Raw genomic sequence first — 21,440 nt, forward strand, 5'->3', positions numbered from 1 at the left:
TTTATACGGATTAGTGCAAAATTTGGTTCAAGAATAGTTGGGTCCTGTCTGATTGTGGGTTGTCGAAAAATGCTTGTGGGGTGTTTTCTTCAATAATTTCCCCCATATCCATGAAGATAACCCGGTCGGCAACCTGGCGCGCAAACCCCATCTCGTGAGTCACGCAAATCATTGTCATCCCTTCGTTAGCAAGTTCAACCATGACATCAAGTACTTCCCGGACCATTTCCGGGTCTAGGGCTGATGTCGGTTCATCAAACAGCATTACTTGCGGTGTCATGCATAGCGAGCGAGCAATGGCTACGCGTTGCTGCTGGCCACCAGATAGCTGTCCAGGGTATTTGTTGGCTTGCTCTGGTATTTTCACCCGCTCCAGGTATTGCATGGCGATTTTTTCAGCGTCTTTCTGCGGCATTTTCTTTACCCATATGGGGGCCAAGGTGCAGTTTTCGAGCACCGTGAGATGGGGGAAAAGGTTGAAATGCTGAAAGCACATGCCGACTTCTCGACGAACCAATTCGATATTTTTCAGGTCATTGGTGAGTTCGTTGCCGGCAACGATGATAGTCCCTTTTTGGTGCTCTTCAAGGCGATTAATGCAGCGGATCAAGGTGGATTTCCCGGAACCAGAAGGGCCGCATATCACGATCTTTTCACCTTGCTTAACCGTGAGGTTGATGTCTTTCAAAACATGGAATTCGCCATACCATTTGTTGACCGCCTCCATGATGATCATTGCTGTAGAGCTATTATTGGGGGGGCTCTGGTTAACATAGCCCTTGCTTACCGTGCTGTCTGTCATACTAAATCCTTCTTGATGACTTACCGTTTATGACCGGTATGAAGTTTGTTTTCCAAATATATGCTGTATCTCGACATACCAAAGCAAAACACCCAGAATACGAGTGCAACAAAGACGTAGCTTTCCGTGGCAAAACCCAGCCATCTAGGGTCTGTATTGGCCGCCTGACCGATGCCAAGCACATCAAACATGCCGATAATCAGCACCAAGCTGGTGTCTTTAAACAGTCCGATAAAAGTGTTAACAATGGCAGGAATACTGATCTTGAGTGCTTGAGGTAATACTATCAGGTACATTTTCTTCCAATAGTTTAGACCGAGTGCATCTGCCGCTTCATATTGCCCTGATGAAATGGCTTGCAGGCCGCCGCGAACGACTTCTGCCATGTAGGCAGCACTGAACAAAACAACCCCAATCAGCGCCCGGAACAGTTTGTTGGTCTCTGTTTCGGCGCTGAGGAATAGCGGAAGCATTACGGAAGCCATAAATAGAACGGTGATAAGCGGTACGCCGCGCCATACTTCGATATACACGGTGCAGAGGCTACGGATCACCGGCATATTCGAGCGTCTCCCCAATGCCAGTGCGATACCAATTGGTAACGACACGACAATGCCGACAATGGCAATGATTAACGTGATCAGCAAGCCGCCCCAAAGGTGGGTTTCAACGACCGGTAATCCGAAAATCCCACCATAGAGTAAACCGGCAATAATGAAAGGGTAGATATTGACGAAGAACAACCATATCCATGTGCGACCTGGTGTCTTTTCATAGGCCATTAGCGTAATCAATATCGCCAGGGTGAAGTAAAAAAGCTGGGGCCGCCAAAGTTCTTCTTGCGGGTAAAAACCAAACATAAACTGTTCGAACCGAACCGAAATAAACACCCAGCAAGCTCCGTTTCGTTGGCAGTCGTCTCGAGTTGTGCCGACCCAATCAGCATTGAGAAAGGCCCAATCAACGATGTTCCAAAGTGCCACGATAGCGAAATAGCCCAGAACAAGCGTTAGGCATGTGTTAATGGCATTGGAAAACAGGTTTTTGTGTAACCAGCCGATGATACCAACAGTGTTGGCCGGTGGAGGTAAGTCTGGGCGAAATTGGTGTTGATGCATTGCCTCGTCCTCCTAGTGCTCGACCAGCGCAACTTTGCGGTTATAGATATTCATTATCAATGAAGTCAGTAGGCTCAGAGCAAGGTAAACGGCCATGGTCATGGCAATGATTTCGATAGCCTGTCCGGTTTGGTTGAGTGTGGTACCAGCAAAAACTGACACGAGATCCGGATAACCGATAGCCATTGCCAAGGAGGAGTTTTTGGTCAAGTTGAGGTATTGGCTGGTCAACGGAGGAATAATAATGCGTAAAGCTTGTGGAATGACCACCAAGCGCAGGTTTTTGCCTTGTGGGAGGCCAAGCGATAAGGCGGCTTCTGTCTGTCCGTGACTGACAGCATTAATACCGGCACGAACTATTTCAGCGATGAAAGATGCAGTGTAGACACTCAAGGCAAGCAATAAAGCGGCTAGCTCGGGAATGATGCTGATCCCCCCTCTGAAGTTAAAGCCTTTCAGTTCAGGGGCCTCCATATGAATGGGTTGTCCACTGGCGAAGTAACCGATTGTCGGGAGGATAACAAGCAGGCTAATTGACACCCAAAGGATCGGTGATTGCTTGCCTGTCGCTTGCTGTTTTCGCTTTGCATAAATTGTGTAGCCAATACTCAGTACTATCGCTGTGAGAAGAGCAAGACCTATCCAGTAGGCATTTTGCTCAAAAACGGGTTTGGAAAAATACAAACCTCGAACATTGAGGTAGACACTTTCGCCGAGGCTAATGCTGTTACGGGGAGAGGGGAGCGCTTGTAATACAGCGAAATACCAAAAGAAGATTTGCAGTAACAGGGGAATATTGCGAAACGTCTCGATATAAACTGCCGCAAAACGGCTAACCAACCAATTGGAAGAAAGCCGAGCGATACCGATAAGGAACCCAATAATAGTGGCAAGAAAAATACCTAATACAGAGACCAGAGCGGTATTGAGCAAGCCGACAAAGAAGGTACGGCCATAACTATAGGTTTCATCGTAATCAATCAGACTCAATCCTATACCGAATCCCGCTTGTTCTGTGAGGAAGCCAAACCCCGTTGCAATCCCACGTTGCTCCAAATTGACCAATGCATTGTTGATTATGGAGTAAATAAAAAAGAACAACGCTGCAGCGGCAAGTGCTTGAAACAACACTGCACGAAAAGTAGGGTTATATATTAGGTTAGATTTGTTCGCTGCCAAAACGTCACATCCTGTGTCGGTGATCCTGTGTCGGAAGGTTTTGAAAGGTGGAGAAGGGATCTCTCCACCTTTGACCGCTAATAACTGTTATTTGAATCAGAGCGGTTAGCGAATGGGTGGAGCATATTGCATACCACCGTCAGTCCATAGCGCGTTAAGTCCGCGTTTAATTTCAAGCGGGGAACTCATGCCGACAGTACGTTCAAAGCTTTCACCGTAGTTGCCGACTTGCTTGATAACCTGATATGCCCAATCATCATTGAGCCCAAGTCCTTTGCCTTTCGGACCATCGAGACCCATAAGGCGGCGGATATTAGGATCATTTGATTTATTCATATCGTCAATATTGTGGGAGGACACACCTAACTCTTCAGCATGGATCATGGCATTGAGTGTCCACTTCACAATATTAAACCACTGATCATCGCCCTGACGGACTGCTGGGCCTAAAGGTTCTTTTGAGATAATCTCTGGCAACACGACTGCCGATGATGGATCTTGTAGATTCAAGCGCAGGGCGTAAAGTCCTGATTGATCGGTGGTGAGCACATCACAGCGGCCAGCTTCAAAACCTTTGACTGTTTGAGCGGCTGTATCGAAGACTACAGGGGTGTACTTCATTTCACGATAGCGAAAGTAATCGGCCAGATTAAGCTCTGTGGTAGTACCAGACTGAACACAGACCGCAGCACCGTCGAGCTCTCTAGCGCTCTCTACCTTGAGCTCTTTTTTGATCATGAATCCTTGGCCGTCGTAATAGTTAACACCAGCAAAGTTTATCCCCAGTGCGGTATCACGATGAAGTGTCCAAGTTGTATTGCGGGATAGCAGGTCTATCTCACCAGACTGAAGGGCTGTGAAACGCTCTTTGGCGGTCAGTGGAATATATTTCACCTTGGTTTTATCACCGAGCGTTGCGGCGGCAACGGCTTGACAAAACTCAACATCAATACCCTCCCATTCGCCTTTTTCATTCGGGTTTGAGAAGCCAGGTAAACCCGTCGTCACACCACATTGGATATAGCCCTGCTTTTGAATTTGGGCGAGTGTGTCAGAACTCGCTGAAGTTGCTGGTGCACTACCATCAGACTTGCCCGCAAGTTGATTTTCAAGTTCAGCAATTTTCGCTTTGAGTTCTTCAGTTCCTGACTCAACGGCAGTCACGGCACCACCTGAAGCTTGAGCCAGCTGCTGCTCAAGTGTTTCGACTTTGTCTTGTAGCGATTGGATCATTTCTTTGTCTTGGCTGCTACCACTGCTATCACAGCCATTAAGAATGAGAGCCAGAGTAGATACTGCCAAGGTAGAGGTAAAGGTTCGCTTCATAATTACGTCCTGTTATTTCTTATCATGAGACATTGACGCTTCTTATCGCCATTACTAGCAGTTATCTTTAAAAGGGTGCCCCATGATTTAGCAATCTAATAAGCACTTTCTTTCAGCCATAAAAAATAACTGTCTGTTTTTGTGTCACTATTCAGTATAGAAACAGTTTGAAATAGTTCTAGTTAATAAGTCATTAACATTTCAATGGGCAGGATATATGGGGGAGTACGCTCGAAGTGGCTAAAGAATGAAAGCCCCGCACAGGGCGGGGCTTGATGTTATATCTATGTTAATGAGCTACTTAGCGGTAAACATTGATCTCCACGGTTGCTACATTTGACTCATGGCCTTCACTGTCTTTGACGGTGTAAGTCATATTCATGTTGTAGTCGCGAAGCGGTGTGATAGAAATGCTACCATCGCTGTGAATGTAGTAACGGCATTCAGTACGGCTAGGTGCATTGTGAATCACAATACTGCTTGGGTCGATGCCATAGTCACCGGCAACGTCGTTATCCAGTAGCTTGATAACGGTTGTGCGGCCATATTTCGCAGACACGACGTCATCTTTTGCTTCTAGGTAGTTCGGCGCATCGCCACCAGAGTTAACACCATTGAGGAAAGGCTTGATAGGTTCTAGGCCTTTAGCTGGACGGCCATAAGCACCAACCATTGGGATTTCTAGCCAGTCTTCCTCTGCGGTAATGTCGTTGAACTTCTGTACAACTGCGAACTCATCGCCAACCGCGCCATTTGGAATGAACAGCTGAGGGTGGTCGAATGGTGCTTTCTCTTGACGTACACGTTCATCCGTTAGTGACTTCATGAAGGCAACCAGCGCTTTTTTCTCGTAATCCGTCAAATCGAGGCTTCGAATATCTGGGTCGAGGTTTGAAGAGATGCCATCAAAGCCAGATGAATCACCATTCCCTTCACTGGTACGGTTACCACCACGGTTATAGAACTCAACCACTTGCTCAAGCGTTGCCATACTACCGTTATGCATGAAAGGACCAGTTAACTCTACGTTACGAAGGGTTGGGGTCTTAAATGCACCATGTACGGCGGTACGCTCTTTGCCATTTTCAACACGGCGTGTGATCTTTCTAGTTTGACGGTTTGAATTACATGGATCTTCTTCAAACACCAAAGCCTCAAAGGTACAAGGGTCAACCTCGAAGTTATCTGGTGCATTGTTACCAAGTAACTTGTCGATGTACTGCTCAGTGTGTGAAAGAGGGTTATCCCACGGGTCTCTACCACCTAGACCAATGTCTTCTTTTGTTGGTGTTACACCTATGTTGTAGAAGCCATTGTCATAAAGTGATGTATTCCCGTCGCCCATATGCATTCGCTCTACCAAACCTTCTTCTTGCTCTTCAGCAATCAGGTGGGTCATGGCTTTGGAGAATTCCGGACCACTGTGACAGTTAACACAGCTACCTTTGTCGACAAATACTTCCATACCATGTTTTTCAAGATCGGTAAGAGCATAGTCGTCACCGTCCATATAACGGTCGAAGCGTGAATCATCAGAGATCAGGGTTTTCTCGTAGAGCTGGATAGCTAGGCCCCAGAATAAGCTGAAGTTCTCTTCCATCTGGCTGTAGCCGTCAAAGTCCTCGTCTGAACCCCAGTACTCAATGTTGAAGGCGTCTTCAACCATTTCACGGTAGCTCACATGAAGCCCTTTATTGGGGTAACTGGACATATAACCCAGCTCACTATCCGTCCTGTCAACCTGCTGTAAGCCCAGGGCTTTCAAGTGAAGGAGCTTTTTACCCATATCCCTGAATGCCTTGTTGGCACAGGTCATTTCAAAAGCACTACCCGGAGGCCCAACGGCCTGAGATGCTGCACTGGAGTTGATCAGATCCACTTTTTTCAAGCTAACAGAATCTGTGTATGGGTCGTAATGAACAACCTTAGCGTCAACGTTGCGACGTCCAAATGGGTCAACCCCGTTAAAGCTGTTGTTGGCGCGACCGTCCCAGAAGTTTCGGAAGTTGAAAATGGCATTGATAACGGTTGGTGTATTACGCGGTTCCACACGACGAGTAGTCACACCGCCGACATGGAAGATATCTTTGACTGTTTCACAGCTTTCTCTGCGATCAGAGAACTTAGGTTCTCCGTAGCTACCACCATAGAGTTCATCGAATACTGCGGCAAAAACACCTTGAGATGATACGACATCATCGGTATCAAACAAGACCTCAGAGTCACGATCGTCAGGATTGGCATAGACTCGGAATGGGAAATCTTCAGGCACCAAGGTGTAGTTTGGTCCACCAACCCCGGTTTGTGTCGGATCGAAAATTTCACGCTTGGCCGGGTCGACATTATTTAGTCCCGGGCTGATTTGGTTTTTGGTTCGATTATCAGCACCGGCACTGTAGTGACAGCTTGCACAGGCCTGCCCCTGGCTACCTGCTTGCATGTCCCAGAACAAGGCTTTACCGAGTTTTATCGCGGCTTTTTCATCTTTTACGTATTCATCTAGCCCTGGTACAGGCGCCGGATCAATACCTTTTAAAGAGCCGATACCTGAAAAATCAGGTGCTTCGACTTCTTCTTCGGCATGTACACTGGCGATACCAGATGCCAACCCTAATAATGATGCAGTTACTAAGGCTGTTAGTCGATGACGTTTATATAACGTTTTGTTGTTCATCACTCACCCCTAACGTCCATTGCGAAATGTTGCTTTTATGTACGAGAAGTTCTCGTGCAATAAAGATGGATGAAATTTGATGTCTTAATTATCACTTTTGTGAAAACAATTAAGGTCAAAAAAATCGCACTAATACTTTTGAGGAGGTGAAAAACCGTAAATTGGAATAGCGCATAAAAATGATACAGTTCTTAAATATAAACAAATGAGATAACAAGGAAGTACAAGCGATATATGAGTTACTGTAAAGAGTAAATCAGGGGATGAAATATAGCCAATACATGATGTTATAGCTTTATGGCTTAAAAATAGAACTGAGGTGTTAAGTTTGCACAATTAATATTTTATGCAAAGGTGTGGAATTAATCTTGAAAGAGGGAATGTGAAATCTTGAATGAGAAGAAAAAATAAAAAGCACAGCGAGGCTGTGCTTTTTTATGATCGTCTTTAGAGATTCTTAGGCTTTTGCCAATTTCTTCTCGAGTGCTTCTGCATCAACAGGCTTGGTGATAACAGAAAGCAATACGTTAAATGCCAGCATTACCGCACAGATCGAGTATGCAAGGGTGTAGTTGCCAGAAGCGCCCATAGCGATAGCTGTGATGGCAGAACCGATGAAGCCACTAACACCCCATGCGGTGTATAGCACACCGAAGTTTGCGCCATAGTTTTTCAGGCCGTAGAACTCAGCGGTTAGCGTTGGGAATACCGCAAGTAATGTACCGTAACCAACACCAGCAAGCGCTGCACCAATCATTAGCGTGAAGCTAGAGTCAAAGCTAGCAAACAGTGCCATGTTGATACCCTGCATAATGAAGGCGATAGTCAGTGTACGTAGGCCACCAATTTTGTCAGCCAGCATACCGGCAACAACACGGCCACCTGAGTTGAAGATAGACAGAACAACAACCAGGAAAGCGGCTTCAGTAATGTGTGCCTGCTGTGAAGCAATCAGAGTGATATTACCGATAACCATTAAGCCTGCAGATGACGCAAGAGCGAACATTACCCACAGTGAGTAGAACTGTGGCGTTTTCAGCATTGCACGCCACTGGATGTCTACCGGCTTACCTGCTTTCGCTTTGTAGTTTGCAGGAACCTGTGGTTTGTAGCCTTCAGGCGGGTTGGTGATAGTGCTTGCCAGTGGAACGGCAATAAGCAGGATCGCCACGCCTAGGATCAGGAAGCTGTTGCTGATGCCAAAAGAGTCAATTAGCAGAGATGTTAACGGTGCAAGATATACCGCAGCTAGACCAAAGCCAGCGGCGATTAAACCGTTCACCAAGCCTTTCTTAGAAGGGTGGAACCACTTCATTGCAGAAGGAGCAAGGCATGCATAGCCGAAGCCGATACCGGCACCAGTCATTAGACCGAAAGTGATAAGAAGCAATAGCGGGGTGGTGGCAAAGCTAGAAATGATCATGCCTGAACCGACAAGAACCGTACCCAAGATAAGGATCTTACGCGGGCCCATGCGGTCTTGAAGTACACCAGCTACCAAAAGAGATAGAGCAAAAGTAATTACAGCAACTGAGTATGGCATAGAAGCATCTGCATCCGACCAGCCCATATCTAGAACGAGCGCTTGCTTGAATACACTCCAAGCATACAGGATGCCCATACATAGGTTGATACAGAAGCCTGCCAGCAGGATCTGCTTTGCTTTATCGAATTTAGTCATTGTTTTCTCGTCACTACAAGGGAAACAGTATGGCTTGCATACTGTGCTCAAAATTTTTTTGTCTTTATTAACAAAAGTTGATTGTCACTAAAGGTGCGCGGATTCTAACAATATTTTTTGAATAGGAAACCACTAGAAATATCTAGTTACAAATGTTTCTGTGGTGATTTTATCTGTTTACATGCCGTTAATATTGCTTTTGTCTTTTATTCAATAGCTTATGTACATTTTTGCGAGGCATTTCATATTGACGGGAAAGTGTGAATTTATGTTCACTTCACCGCTTGCAAAGCAGTGAAGTGAACATCATAAACAATGCGAACCATGCAGGATCAGTGTGACAGAATGCTGTAGATTTTATCTTTCAGTTGGACACGTTCTAATTTCAGCTGTGTGAAGTGGCGATCGTCGGTGGGAATGTTGTTGCCTTCAAGGCCTCTAATTTTATGATCTAGTTGGTGGTAACGGTCAGCCATTTGCTTGAAGCCGTTGTCGGATTGTTTTAATTCCTGAATTCTTTCTTGATGCTCAGGGTACTCGATAAATAGTGCATGATTTTCACCTAACATAGTAATACTCCCACGCTCTTTACGATCCTACCGAATTTGACGATAGGTACAGATTCAACGTTCATACCACAGAAGCTTGCGGTAAAAAGAGAGGCCGATAAATTAATAATAGCTTGGAGATGCCGAACGGCAAAGCCGGGCCTGTTAGGCCCGGCAAGAAGGGAGTTTACTGAATGAAACTGATATAGGTCTGCAGTACGATCAGGTTGGCAATGTCGATAAAGAAAGCCCCGACAATTGGTACGACCATGAATGCTTGTGGTGATGGACCATTTCGTGAAACAAGCGCACCCATGTTCATTACCGCAGTCGGTGTTGCCCCCATGCCAAAACCACAGTGACCACCCGCAATAACCGCGGCATCATAGGTTTTACCCATCAAACGGAAAGTGACAAAGTAAGCAAACGCTGCCAGCGTGATTGTTTGTACCGATAAAATCACAATCATAGGTAAGGCAAGGCCGAGCAACTCCCACAACTGAAGACTCATTAGCGCCATCGCTAAGAACAGTGACAGCGAAATTGTACCCAGTGCATCGACGGTTTCATTATTGATCTTGTAGACTTTGGTGGTCTCACAAACGTTGGTAATGAAAACACCAATAAAAAGGGCGTATACAAAGTCAGGGATACGTAGCCAGTTGATGCCAAAGCTGTCGACTAGCTCTTTGACGTGCGCAGCGCCGGCAACACAAATTAGCAAGATAAAAAGTACTTCAATAGTGTTCTTGCCGGTAATGCGATCTTCTTCGTTATCACTGTATGTTACTAAGTCAGGATGCTCGATATGGTGTTTTTCACCGGCACCAAATTCAGACTTTAGCGAGAACTTGGAGATTAGACGCTGTGCAATCGGCCCACCGATGATACCACCCATGACCAAACCAAATGTGGCGGCGGCCATAGAGAGCTCGAGGGTATGCAGGCCATAGATATCTGCAAAGGTCTGTGACCAAGCCGCGCCTGTACCGTGTCCGCCCGATAGGGTTATAGAGCCCACCATTAGTCCAATCAGGGGATCGAGACCAAGCATGGTGCTTAGGCTAACACCGACCGCATTTTGGATAATGATGTACAGCGTTGCGATTGCAAGGAATAAGAAAACCCGCGAGCCACCTTTGGCCAACAGCTTAAAGCTTGCCGCCAAGCCAACCGTAGCAAAGAACATCTGCATTAATGTGTCTTTCAGGCTTAGCTTGAAGGTAATGTCGATACCTTGAGCATGTAAAATTGCAATTAGTATGGCAACAATCAACCCGCCAACAATAGGCTCTGGAATATTGTACTTCCGGAATGCCTTCACTTTGCTATTAATGAAGTAGCCAAGAAAAAGCACAATAATCGCAATGAGAAACGACTCAAGTTCGCTTACTTGTATAACTGAATTCATGATTATGTCTTTTCATTGTTTTTTAGGCGTTAATTTTACCCCCTAAAATGGCGACTGCCTATATTGCCATTTCAACTTCAATAGTGTAGACCCGTGGTTGCGGGTTGGTTGTTTATGTTTTGATTTTGGTGTTTGTGTATATTAACAAGCAAAGCTATGGTGTGCTTTGTTATTGATGTGTTCTCATTGATGATGTTGGTGCTTCTGTGTTGATAATAAGGTTTAAAAATAAGAAAAGTCTTAAGGCGTAAACATGTCTGCTTTAAAATCAGTAGGCTAATGCTGAAGCGATGAATATCTATACGGAAACGGCGGAATATATAAACTAATAAGTATTGTAATTAATATGTTACACCACTAAATTTGTCGACTGTTTTGTAAGCAAATAGGGTGATTAGGCTTAATAATCACCTCTGTGAGTGCTTTTATATCAATATTTTTTTGAATTTTTTTATCACGGACTCTCTTAAACTACAGCTTTGATTGATTTACTGGGAGTGGTGGTTAATAAAACAGCGTATATAATCAGTGTGAGATCAATTTTTTTGCTGTTTTATCTATATAGCGACCAAGAATTCGAATAATTAGGTGATTGCTGCGTACTAATTACGCTGCAAGCGCCATTCAAGCTTACACAGTACTTTCATTAGTATGAAGATAATGCTGTTCAAACTCATTAACAGGCTGGGGACGGCCGAAGAAGTACCCTTGGAATTCTTCTACTCCGATACTGGTTAAAAAATCACATTGAGCTTGAGTTTCGACACCCTCAGCGACAACTTGCATATCTAGGTTGTGTGCTAGTTCTACAATAGAGCGGGTGATGGCAATGTTATCTTTATTCCAGGGGAGATCTTTAATGAACTCACGATCAATTTTGAGTATGTGGATAGGGAAGCGGCTAAGGTAAGCTAACGAGGAGTAGCCGGTTCCAAAATCATCGATTGCAATCTTTACACCCAGTGCTTCAAGTTTAATTAATTTATCGAGAGCGGTATCGACATCTGACATGATAACGGTCTCGGTGATTTCTACTTCGAGATACTGCGGATCACAACCACTTTGAATGATAGCCTTATCAATAGTCTCGACAATATTAGAGCTTAATAACTGTTGAGCTGAGATATTAATAGCAAAATTAAGATAAATATCATTGGATTGCCACGCTTTTAATTGTCGGCATGCTTTTTTTATCAGGTATTCTCCTGCCTCGATAATGACACCCGAGCGCTCAAGAATAGGAATAATATTAAGCGGCGATTCATGCTCGCCGTATTCATTACGCCAACGCAGCAATGCCTCTACACCGCATACACGATGATCACTGGCATTGACTTTGGGTTGGTAGAAAAACTCATAGCGATCTGAACCGACTGTTCGGCGAAGTTCTGATTCTAATTGAATTTGCAGAATACTGTTAACACCCATTTCTTGTGTGTAGAAGCAAAACTGATTGCGACCTTGTTCTTTCGCTCTGTATAGAGCGATATCTGCATACTTGCTGAGATTTTCAGCCACATCAGAATCATCAGGAAAGACGCTAATTCCGATACTCGCGGTCAAAAATAACTCTTTGCCTTCAATGACCAGTGGGGCAGAGAGATACTTGAGAATGCGAGTGGCTATAGTGGTGACATTCTGTAGTTTGGCACTTTGTGTCAGTAAAATAGCGAACTCATCACCACCGAGCCTTGCAAGGAAATCGGTTTCTCTTAATAGGTGGTGGATACGCTTGGCTGTTGTTTTGATCACTTTATCACCGACAGCGTGACCTAAGGAGTCATTAATCTGCTTGAAGTAATCCAAATCCAATGAGAGAAGGGCGATATTCTCACCTGTAATCTTATTGCATTTCACTGCCGCACAGAGTTGCTGTTGCAGTAAAGTGCGGTTTGGCAATTCAGTTAATAAGTCGTAATGAACCAAGCGATGTAAGCGGTTTTCAAATAAGACACGTTCCGTTATATCCTTACCCGTAGATATATAATGGCTGATCTTTCCGCGACTATTTCGGATTGGTGCAATGGTTTTTTCTTCGTATATGATTTGCTCATCACCCTGCTTATGCGCAATAACCCGCTCAATGACATGACCCTCTTTTAACTGCTTTTGGACATGTTTGACGTCGTTGAGGTTATTGAGTGTGTTTCTCAGCAGTTCGTTGGACTGTTTGCCGATAATATCTTTAGATGTTATCCCGTTATGCTTTTCGAAAGAGCGGTTTACATATTCCACTACGCCTCTGCGGTCTGTAATGATGATGGCATCATTACTTTGCTCAAGTGCCCGCGACATACTCTTGAGTTTTTCTTCCCGTTCAATCCAGTAGGTTACATCTCGTAGGTTTAGTAAAATCTCCCGGCTTGAGCTGTAGGTCGTTTCGGTTGCGATGATTTCTATATGTTTTGTTTTCAGGTTGTTAAACTGCAGCCGGATTTTGATTGTTGGCTGCTTTTTTTCTCTTAGTTGATGGAGTTGCTCTATAATCGCTTCGACTTGCCGCCGGGACTGTGAACCGGGTAGTAGTTTTGTCAAGGTGCAGCCGATCACTTCCTTATTACCTAAGGATAGAATTTGTATGGCTGCGTTATTGGCAGTGACAATTTTCATGTCTTGATCAAGAGTTATTAAACCGTCGGGCACATGACGTAATACTGTTGCATACTGCAAGGCTGTATCTTCAATCTTCAGTGTCAACTTACGTTGCGCATTGAGTAATTGAGATAAATGCCAAGCCAGCACCAAGCAGCCTGATACCAGGCTTATGATCAGCCCTGTAAAGATAACCAGCTTTAATATTCGCGTTTGGGTAAAAGCCAGCTCGGTGACCGCGTCTGTCATATTGACGCGTGAAATGATGGTCCATGGTAAATCTGAGCCTTGAAAAGGCAAGGTGAAGCTGTTTTCTCCACTGAAAGCAGAACCTGAAAAAAAACGAGTGAAAGTATAGAGGTGATCATCAATGATGACCTGCCCCGAATCGTTAAGGTTTATGTCTTGCCATAGCTGTGGATAACGGGTGTTGAAATCTTCCTCTTCGGGCTTGTTGATGGAGGGCATGAATTGCCATGCGCTATCAGATGTTGGCCCCAGTAGCCATTGTCCGTGATTATTGACCAACCAGTTTTGAACGTGATCCCAACCGTATTGACCTTTTAGCTCTTCTAGGTAGTCAATCCCTAAGTAATTGAGGGTGATTAGCCAGCTTTGTCCGTTTATTTTGAAATGGCTGACAAAGCGCAACATAGGCTTATGAGGGAGTTCGATTTGACCATTTTCTTGGTTTAAGTCAAATTGGGATGTATAGAAACTGCCTGGCTGGATCCTTAACGCCTGCTTGACATAGTCGCGCTGGCTTTTGTCTTGAAGCTGATTAGAAGGAAGGACTGCTGCAGTCTCACCGACTTTATTGACCCGGATAACTTCTTGGCCCTCGGCATTGAGAAGCCGAACTTGATCGTAATAGTGACGGGTGGTTGATAAGCGCTGGAAGCTGGCTGTTAGAATCTCGTGCTGCCTTTCTATACCTAATGATGTTTCTGAAAGTTCTTTGGCTTTCTCTGTTAAGTACCTCAAATCTTCAATAATTGGGGCGAAATGCAAGCGAGTAATATGGAGTGAAGACTGGTGACGGCTATTTTCACGATCTTGGATACGTTGGTTGAGCTGGTTTAAATCTTCATTGTAGATATAAAAGATAGACGCAGACGTAATAGTCAGTAGGGGAATAAAAAAGAGTAAAAACCGTATTATCGCTGTCTTCATACTTCACCATGACGCATATCAACATGGTTAGTATAGTCTTTTTGTACCTGTTGGTGCATAAGAGTAGGCAAAACTAGACATATTCATCGTAACGCATAGCTTGGATATACAAATTTGTCTGCTGTGTCACTTTTATACGAATAGGACGCTCTCTTTCTCTTGTAGTTAATCGTTTTCACTTATCTTCGATGCCTATTTCGCAGATTGAATCTGATATGGTGCCTAAATATACATTTAAATGCTTGTATTTTAGTCTTTTTCGATTTGCGCCTCACTTATTCTCTGTTTTTTGATAGCTTGGATGCTGACGATAGTGGTGAGATTTTGTGGAAACGTTTACACTGTGTGGGGATGATCACAGATTTCATTTTATGCTTGTTGTTAAAATTGTCCGCAGTTAGGAACAAGACGTTGTGATTTCTGAAGTGACTATTTCTGAAGTGACTATATCTGAGTGAGTCATTGGCAGTGAATTAGGAGAGAGTGATGAAGGTGTTGGTAACTGGTGGTATGGGCTATATTGGCAGCCATACCTGTGTACAAATGATTGAATCAGGCCTTGAGCCAATCATTCTGGATAACCTTTGCAACAGTAAAGACGCTGTGCTTGAGCGAGTTGAAGCACTGACAGGGGCAAAGCCGGCTTTCTATCATGGTGACATCCGTGACCGTGAGATTTTAGATCAGATCTTCTCTGAGAATGATATTCGCTCTGTTATCCACTTCGCTGGCTTGAAGGCGGTGGGTGAGTCCGTTGAAAAGCCACTTGAATATTACGACAACAATGTTCATGGCACATTGATGCTGGTGGATGCTATGAAACAGGCTGGGGTAAACAGCTTGGTATTTAGCTCATCAGCAACGGTTTATGGTGATCCTAAAGAGATCCCAATCAAAGAAACGACGCCTACAGGTCAAGTGACTAATCCATATGGCCGCAGTAAATATATGGTGGAAGAGTGTCTTCGTGATATTCAGGTCGCCGTTCCACAAATGAGCATAACGCTGTTGCGTTATTTCAACCCTGTTGGTGCTCATCCATCAGGCACTATGGGTGAAGACCCGCAAGGTATCCCTAATAACTTGATGCCGTTTATTGCTCAAGTGGCGGTAGGCCGTCGCGAATACCTTTCTGTCTTTGGCAATGACTACCCAACTCCAGATGGTACCGGAATTCGAGATTATATACATGTTATGGACTTGGCCGATGGTCACATAGCAGCCTTGCGGGCTGTGGGTGAAAAGGCTGGCCTTCATATCTACAACCTCGGCACAGGTAAAGGTAGCAGTGTACTTGAGATGGTTGATGCCTTTAGTCATGCATGCGGCCATGATGTCGCTTATAAAATCTGTCCACGCCGCCCTGGTGACATCGCAGAATGTTGGGCTGATCCAGCAAAAGCACGCGTTGATCTAGGCTGGGAAGCGAAAATTGATGTCACTGCGATGGCTGCTGATACTTGGCGCTGGCAGTCGGAAAACCCGAACGGCTATTAATTAGTCTCTCTATGATTTTGGGGCGCAGGCAGCGCTTTCCCTCCTATGTTTGCCTGTTCCTATTTTTATTTTTTTACAGTTAACCTGTAGTTGCGAGTTTATATAATGTCTGAACAAAAATTTAATCCCGTAGACCACCCTCACCGTCGCTACAATCCTTTGACTGGTCAATATATTCTGGTCTCACCACACCGAGCCAAGCGTCCGTGGCAGGGGGCTGATGAGACCCCAGAGCTAGCGGAAGACAAAACGTATGACAGCGAGTGTTTTCTGTGCCCGACCAATACCCGAGTATCAGGTGACAAAAACCCTGATTATGCTGACACTTATGTGTTCAATAACGACCATGCAGCCTTAACTCAAGATACGCCTGATGCGCCTGAGTCAGGCAATCCTCTGTTTCGCTGTGAAAGTGCACGCGGTTTGAGCCGTGTTATCTGTTTTTCGCCGGATCACAGCAAAACTCTCCCTGAGCTTCCTGTCGGTATGATTCGTAAAGTTATTGATACTTGGAACGATCAAATTGAAGAGTTAGGTGAAAAATACGTTTGGGTACAGGCATTTGAAAACAAAGGCTCAGCAATGGGCTGTTCACAGCCGCATCCACATGGTCAAATTTGGGCAAATAGCTTTTTACCTAATGAAATTGCACGCAAAGACGAAAACTTACGCGCTTATTACCAACAGCAAGGCTCAAACTTGCTAGTGGATTATGCAAAAGCAGAAATGGCTGATGGTTCACGCACAGTGGTTGAAACAGAGCATTGGATTGCTGTTGTACCTTACTGGGCTGCATGGCCATTTGAAACCATGTTGATGCCGAAAACCCATGTTCGTCGTATGAATGATCTCACTGACGAACAACGTGATGATCTGGCTGTGGCGATCAAAAAACTGACCAGTCGCTACGACAACCTGTTCAAGTGCTCCTTCCCTTATTCTATGGGCTGGCATTATGCGCCGTTCTTCAAAGACGGTGATACTTCGACAGATCATTGGCAGTTACATGCGCTGTTCTATCCGCCACTGCTTCGCTCTGCCACCGTGCGTAAGTTTATGGTGGGCTATGAAATGCTTGCTGAAAGTCAGCGTGATCTGACAGCAGAGCAGGCGGCAGACAAACTGTGTGCCCTTAGTGACGTACATTACCGTGAAATGACTACTTCAAATAATAAATAAGTAACCCAACAGAAAGATAGGAATATATTATGTCTAAAACACAACTGCTTATTGACGCTGTTAATACATCATTCTCTTCCGTATTGGGTTACGAGGCGACTCATCTGATCCAAGCGCCGGGCCGTGTAAATTTAATTGGTGAACACACTGATTATAATGACGGTTTTGTACTACCGTGTGCGATCGATTATCAAGCGTTTGTTGCTGCTGCTCGTCGTGATGACAACATCGTACGTGTTGTTTCTGTTGATTATGACAACCAAACCAAAGAGTTTGATCTCACGGCTGATATCACTTTTGATGAAGAGTGCATGTGGATTAACTACATCAAAGGGGTGGTGAAGTGTCTACGCGAGCGTGGTTACGAATTCACAGGTGCAGATATTGCGGTAAGCGGTAATGTTCCACAAGGCGCAGGTTTGAGCTCATCAGCGGCACTGGAAGTGGTCATTGGCCAAACGTTCAAGACTCTATTCGCGCTTGAAATTAGCCAGCAGGAAATTGCACTGAATGGTCAGCAAGCAGAAAACGAATTCGTAGGTTGTAACTGCGGCATCATGGATCAGTTGATTTCTGCCGAAGGTCAACAAAACCATGCCTTGCTAATTGACTGCCGTTCACTAGAAACCAAAGCGGTTTCAATGCCGGAAGATATGGCAGTAGTGATTATCAACTCTAATAAAAAACGTGGTTTGGTCGACAGTGAGTACAATACTCGCCGCGAACAATGTGAAGAAGCGGCACGTATTTTCGGTGTGAAAGCGCTACGTGACGTTACTATCGAGCAGTTCAACGCCCGTGTTGAGGAATTGGATGAAATGGTTGCCAAACGTGCTCGTCACGTGATCACTGAAAACGACCGTACAGAAGAAGCGGCTATCGCTCTAAGCCAAGGCGATATGAAGCGTATGGGTGAGCTAATGGCACAATCTCATGCTTCAATGCGTGATGATTTTGAAATCACTGTCCCTGAAATTGATTTTATTGTTGATACCGTGAAAGAGGTCATTGGCGATCAGGGGGGGGTACGTATGACCGGCGGTGGTTTCGGTGGTTGTATTGTGTCTATTGTGCCACCGGCATTGGTTGATGAAGTGGCAGCCGTACTTGCTGAAAAATATGAAGCGAAGACTGGCCTAAAAGAAACGATTTATGTGTGTAAAGCAAAAGCTGGTGCTGGCGCACTTGCCTAAGTTGAGATAACTCAAATAAGGAATGAATATGACACTACCTCATAAAGTGTTAGCGCTGCATGAAACCATGACCATGGAGGTGGCCTATGATGGCCGCCCTGCCAATCTGTTCACCCTGATCAATGCATCGGGAATGACCGCAACCTTCATGGATATCGGTGCAACTTGGTTAAGTTGTACTGTGCCTGTGAGTGGAGACATCGCTGAGAAGCGCGAAGTTCGTGAAGTGATACTCGGCTGTGCAACCTTGGCCGATCACCAGGCGCAAAGTGCGTACTTGGGAGCCACTGTTGGGCGTTATGCCAACCGAATCGCGAATGGTCAATTCACCATCGAGGGGAAAACAACCCAAGTTACTACCAACCAAGCGGGTAACACCTTGCATGGTGGGCCTGACGGCTTCGATAAACGTCGTTGGAGTGTTATTTCGCACAGCGACTCAAAACTGGAACTAAGCATAGTCTCAGAAGATGGTGATCAAGGCTTTCCTGGCAGATTAGAAGCAAAAGTCACATTTGAACTTACGGCTGATAATACGGTTGCCATTAGCTATCAGGCAAACTGTGATCAACCATGCCCGGTGAACTTGACCAACCATGCTTACTTCAACTTGGCTGGTGAAGCTTCAATTGAAGATTGCTTGCAGCATGAATTAATGATCAAAGCTGACTATTTTGTGCCGACGTCTGAAGTAGGGATCCCGACTGGAGAATTGAAATCGGTTGAACAAACGGGTTTTGATTTTCGTGAAAGTAAGACTATTGGACAAGATTTGCTGAGCGATCCCGAGCAGTTATTAGCAAAAGGGTATGACCATGCCTTCATTTTATCGTCTGAACTAGCAAACGGTATTCAAGATTTTGCCAAGGCTGTTTCACCGGATAAAAAAGTAACAATGACGGTGCAAACGACCAAGCCGGCGGTACAACTCTATACCGGTAATTTTTTGTCCGGTATTAAGGGGACGTCAGGGGTATATGGTATTCATCAAGGTTTTTGCTTAGAGACCGAGTACCTGCCTGATGCACCAAACCACCCAGAATGGCCGGGAGAGAGCATCTTACGCCCAAATCAAACCTATGCCCATTACACAGGTTACCGTTTTACTTTTTAGTTGTTTTCTTTTGTTTTCTTTTGTTTAAATTGGGGTTCGCCTGCTCAAGTGAGTGGGCTTTTTTTGGACATGGAGAGTTAGCGAAGTCGCGATGTACGTCATACGTTCGGCTCAACATTGTGCGATTTTCTTTAGCAAGCGGTATACTCCCGCAAAGATATGTGGGATGTGTAATTGGTTGAAGAATGAAAAAAAATACGATGAATTTTATTGTCACTTTTGTGTCGGTTTTTTGTGCAATAACGGTTAAGAACTTCTGTGTTGGCGCTTTCTTGGGGGCGAAAGAGCTACACTTCCTAGTCGATACATTGATATTACTTGTTATTTATGTCCCTATTTACTTCGTTTTCACGAGGCTAGGAAAGCGATTTGTTAGTAATGAATAAGCGAACATTTGGTTGTTAATGGTACAAGCTGGTACTTTTATTTGAGTACCAGCTGTATTAGGTAATAAGTCATTCTCTTGATGGATCTTAACCGCGATTAGCATGATTGAGAAGGTCAATGAGTTCGTTTTCGGTTTTTGGTGTTTTGTCTAATTGTATGTGAGGGGTAGTGCCGCCCCAAAGCATGTAGGCTGTATCGGTGCAGTGGTCATGGTGAAACCATTTTCCGTCTATACAGATGTCGGTATAACATCTTGGGTCTTGAATAAGCTCCATATACGTTCGTCCTTTTTGATTAACATGTATCCAACATACGGCCAACTGATTTGCAATTAATTGATCTTGGTCATTAACGCATAATTTTGGGTATTAAGTGTTTCGCATAATGATTACTAACGCACGAAATAAGAAGCCCAGCAAAATTCAGGGCTTGATTCATTTGGAGGCCAAACCTTAAAGGTTCGTTTGGCGAGAAGGTAAACCAGCCAATAGATTGCTGGAATGTAGCGACTAGGCTGCTCTATCGTCCCTTGAGCATCATGGGCTGAATGTTGGATGTGAGTGGCTATTCGGTAATCTGACGTTTGCTTATCAACATTCGTCGTCTACCTTGAAGTCACGGGGGAAGCGCCTCGTCGTAACAGTACCGTTGGGCGCTATATCAACTACTTCAACTGCAGCGATTTCACATAGGTCGTTGACAGCTTGAAAGATTCGCAAGTGTGTTTGGCAACGGAATACTCAAAAAGTTGTCCGTTATCCAAGTAAGCGCGCTGCGATACGTTCACTAAATGCTCACCTTCAGGAATAATTAACCATTGGCTTTCTTGGTGGTTAGCTTTATCTATAGTTATCGTCAGATTAGCACTGTGGATCCCTTGGTTTAGGGTGTTCGTGATATAGCCATAGATTGAATCTTCAGCTTGCTCCAAAGTTAACCCCTGCACAACGGCAGCTGGCATATAAGTATATTCAACGATGGTTGGTTGGTCATCGATTGAACGTATCCTGGTGATTTCATAAAGATGATCACCGATAGCCCCACAAACGAGCTCGGAAGTTTCATGGTTGGCTTCGACAATTCGAAATTGCTTTACCTCCGTAGCGACTTTCTTCCCCGTGCCTTCGTAACGTAACTTGGTTCCTAGTAAGTGGCTGTCTGGTTGTTGTGGCGGTGTGCTTTTAATGAATGAACCGGCCCCTCTTTTTCGTACAACCATTCCTTCTTTCACCAGAATATCCATCGCTTTCTTCAATGTGATTTCACTGCAGTCAAACTCGGCGGCGAGTTTTTTGCCTTCAGGCAGTTTCTCACTAGGGCTGTATTCACCAGATTGAATGCGAGCTTTAAGTTGCTGATAGATAGCCTGATATTTGCTCATTACTGTTCTATATCTGTTTAGGGTGGAAGAGCAGAATACCTTAAATTTGCTTTGATGGCAGCGCCCAAAAACGCACCAAGTGTGATTAACATCTAACTTTTGGTCTTGATTTGATGTAAAACCATATGGTTTTGTTTAGTGTTTCTCTATCGACGCTGTTTGCAACAAATCGCAAGGGTGTTTTT

The 21,440-nt window shown here is 44.7% G+C and carries 14 protein-coding genes and 1 pseudogene; 4 read left to right on the plus strand and 11 right to left on the minus strand.

Features of this window, described 5'->3' with window-relative positions; all coding sequences use genetic code 11:
* Positions 1–10: 10 nt before the first annotated feature.
* The 9 genes and pseudogenes from NHN17_RS10230 to NHN17_RS10270 all read right to left on the minus strand — a co-directional run bounded on the left by NHN17_RS10230 (position 11) and on the right by NHN17_RS10270 (position 14,504).
* Entirely contained in the window at positions 11–736 is a 726-nt protein-coding gene (locus NHN17_RS10230) for an amino acid ABC transporter ATP-binding protein (protein ID WP_255042391.1), read from the minus strand.
* 86 nt (positions 737–822) lie between these two features.
* Positions 823–1,920: an amino acid ABC transporter permease gene (locus NHN17_RS10235; protein ID WP_255042319.1), complete on the minus strand. Its 1,098-nt coding sequence runs from the start codon at positions 1,918–1,920 to the stop codon at positions 823–825.
* Positions 1,921–1,932: 12 nt separating this feature from the next.
* Positions 1,933–3,099, minus strand: a complete 1,167-nt coding sequence (locus NHN17_RS10240) for an amino acid ABC transporter permease (RefSeq protein WP_255042321.1) — start codon at positions 3,097–3,099, stop codon at positions 1,933–1,935.
* 105 nt (positions 3,100–3,204) lie between these two features.
* Positions 3,205–4,128 (minus strand): annotated as a pseudogene (locus NHN17_RS10245) (amino acid ABC transporter substrate-binding protein); the annotation flags it as partial.
* Positions 4,129–4,726: 598 nt separating this feature from the next.
* Entirely contained in the window at positions 4,727–7,099 is a 2,373-nt protein-coding gene (locus NHN17_RS10250) for a cytochrome-c peroxidase (RefSeq protein WP_255042323.1), read from the minus strand.
* Between the two features lie 457 nt (positions 7,100–7,556).
* Complete coding sequence (locus NHN17_RS10255) at positions 7,557–8,780, minus strand: L-lactate MFS transporter (protein ID WP_255042324.1); 1,224 nt, start codon at positions 8,778–8,780, stop codon at positions 7,557–7,559.
* 332 nt (positions 8,781–9,112) lie between these two features.
* Entirely contained in the window at positions 9,113–9,349 is a 237-nt protein-coding gene (locus tag NHN17_RS10260) for an HP1242/YdcH family protein (protein WP_255042326.1), read from the minus strand.
* 166 nt (positions 9,350–9,515) lie between these two features.
* Complete coding sequence (gltS, locus tag NHN17_RS10265) at positions 9,516–10,739, minus strand: sodium/glutamate symporter (RefSeq protein WP_255042327.1); 1,224 nt, start codon at positions 10,737–10,739, stop codon at positions 9,516–9,518.
* Positions 10,740–11,369: 630 nt separating this feature from the next.
* On the minus strand, positions 11,370–14,504 hold the full coding sequence (locus tag NHN17_RS10270) for a sensor domain-containing protein (protein ID WP_255042328.1): 3,135 nt from the start codon (positions 14,502–14,504) through the stop codon (positions 11,370–11,372).
* 486 nt (positions 14,505–14,990) lie between these two features.
* On the opposite strand from NHN17_RS10270, the gene galE reads away from it, so the two are divergent.
* The 4 genes from galE (at position 14,991) to galM (ending at position 19,487) form a co-directional block, all read left to right on the plus strand.
* Positions 14,991–16,001 carry a UDP-glucose 4-epimerase GalE gene (gene galE, locus NHN17_RS10275; RefSeq protein WP_255042329.1) on the plus strand — a complete coding sequence of 337 codons (1,011 nt, stop codon included), beginning with the start codon at positions 14,991–14,993 and terminating at the stop codon, positions 15,999–16,001.
* A 105-nt stretch (positions 16,002–16,106) separates the two neighbouring features.
* Positions 16,107–17,180 carry a UDP-glucose--hexose-1-phosphate uridylyltransferase gene (locus tag NHN17_RS10280; RefSeq protein WP_255042330.1) on the plus strand — a complete coding sequence of 358 codons (1,074 nt, stop codon included), beginning with the start codon at positions 16,107–16,109 and terminating at the stop codon, positions 17,178–17,180.
* A 29-nt stretch (positions 17,181–17,209) separates the two neighbouring features.
* On the plus strand, positions 17,210–18,373 hold the full coding sequence (gene galK / locus NHN17_RS10285) for a galactokinase (RefSeq protein ID WP_255042331.1): 1,164 nt from the start codon (positions 17,210–17,212) through the stop codon (positions 18,371–18,373).
* A gap of 28 nt (positions 18,374–18,401) precedes the next feature.
* Complete coding sequence (gene galM, locus NHN17_RS10290) at positions 18,402–19,487, plus strand: galactose-1-epimerase (protein ID WP_255042332.1); 1,086 nt, start codon at positions 18,402–18,404, stop codon at positions 19,485–19,487.
* A gap of 473 nt (positions 19,488–19,960) precedes the next feature.
* Here the strand turns inward: galM and NHN17_RS10295 are convergent, their stop codons facing one another.
* Positions 19,961–20,149 carry a hypothetical protein gene (locus tag NHN17_RS10295; protein ID WP_255042333.1) on the minus strand — a complete coding sequence of 63 codons (189 nt, stop codon included), beginning with the start codon at positions 20,147–20,149 and terminating at the stop codon, positions 19,961–19,963.
* Positions 20,150–20,538: 389 nt separating this feature from the next.
* The gene (locus tag NHN17_RS10300; RefSeq protein ID WP_255042335.1) at positions 20,539–21,255 is read right to left on the minus strand and encodes a GntR family transcriptional regulator; all 717 of its coding nucleotides are present in this window, start codon (positions 21,253–21,255) and stop codon (positions 20,539–20,541) included.
* Positions 21,256–21,440 lie beyond the last annotated feature (185 nt).

The sequence above is a fragment of the Photobacterium pectinilyticum genome (genome assembly GCF_024357955.1).
In the GTDB taxonomy this organism is placed as follows: Bacteria; Pseudomonadota; Gammaproteobacteria; order Enterobacterales; family Vibrionaceae; genus Photobacterium; species Photobacterium pectinilyticum.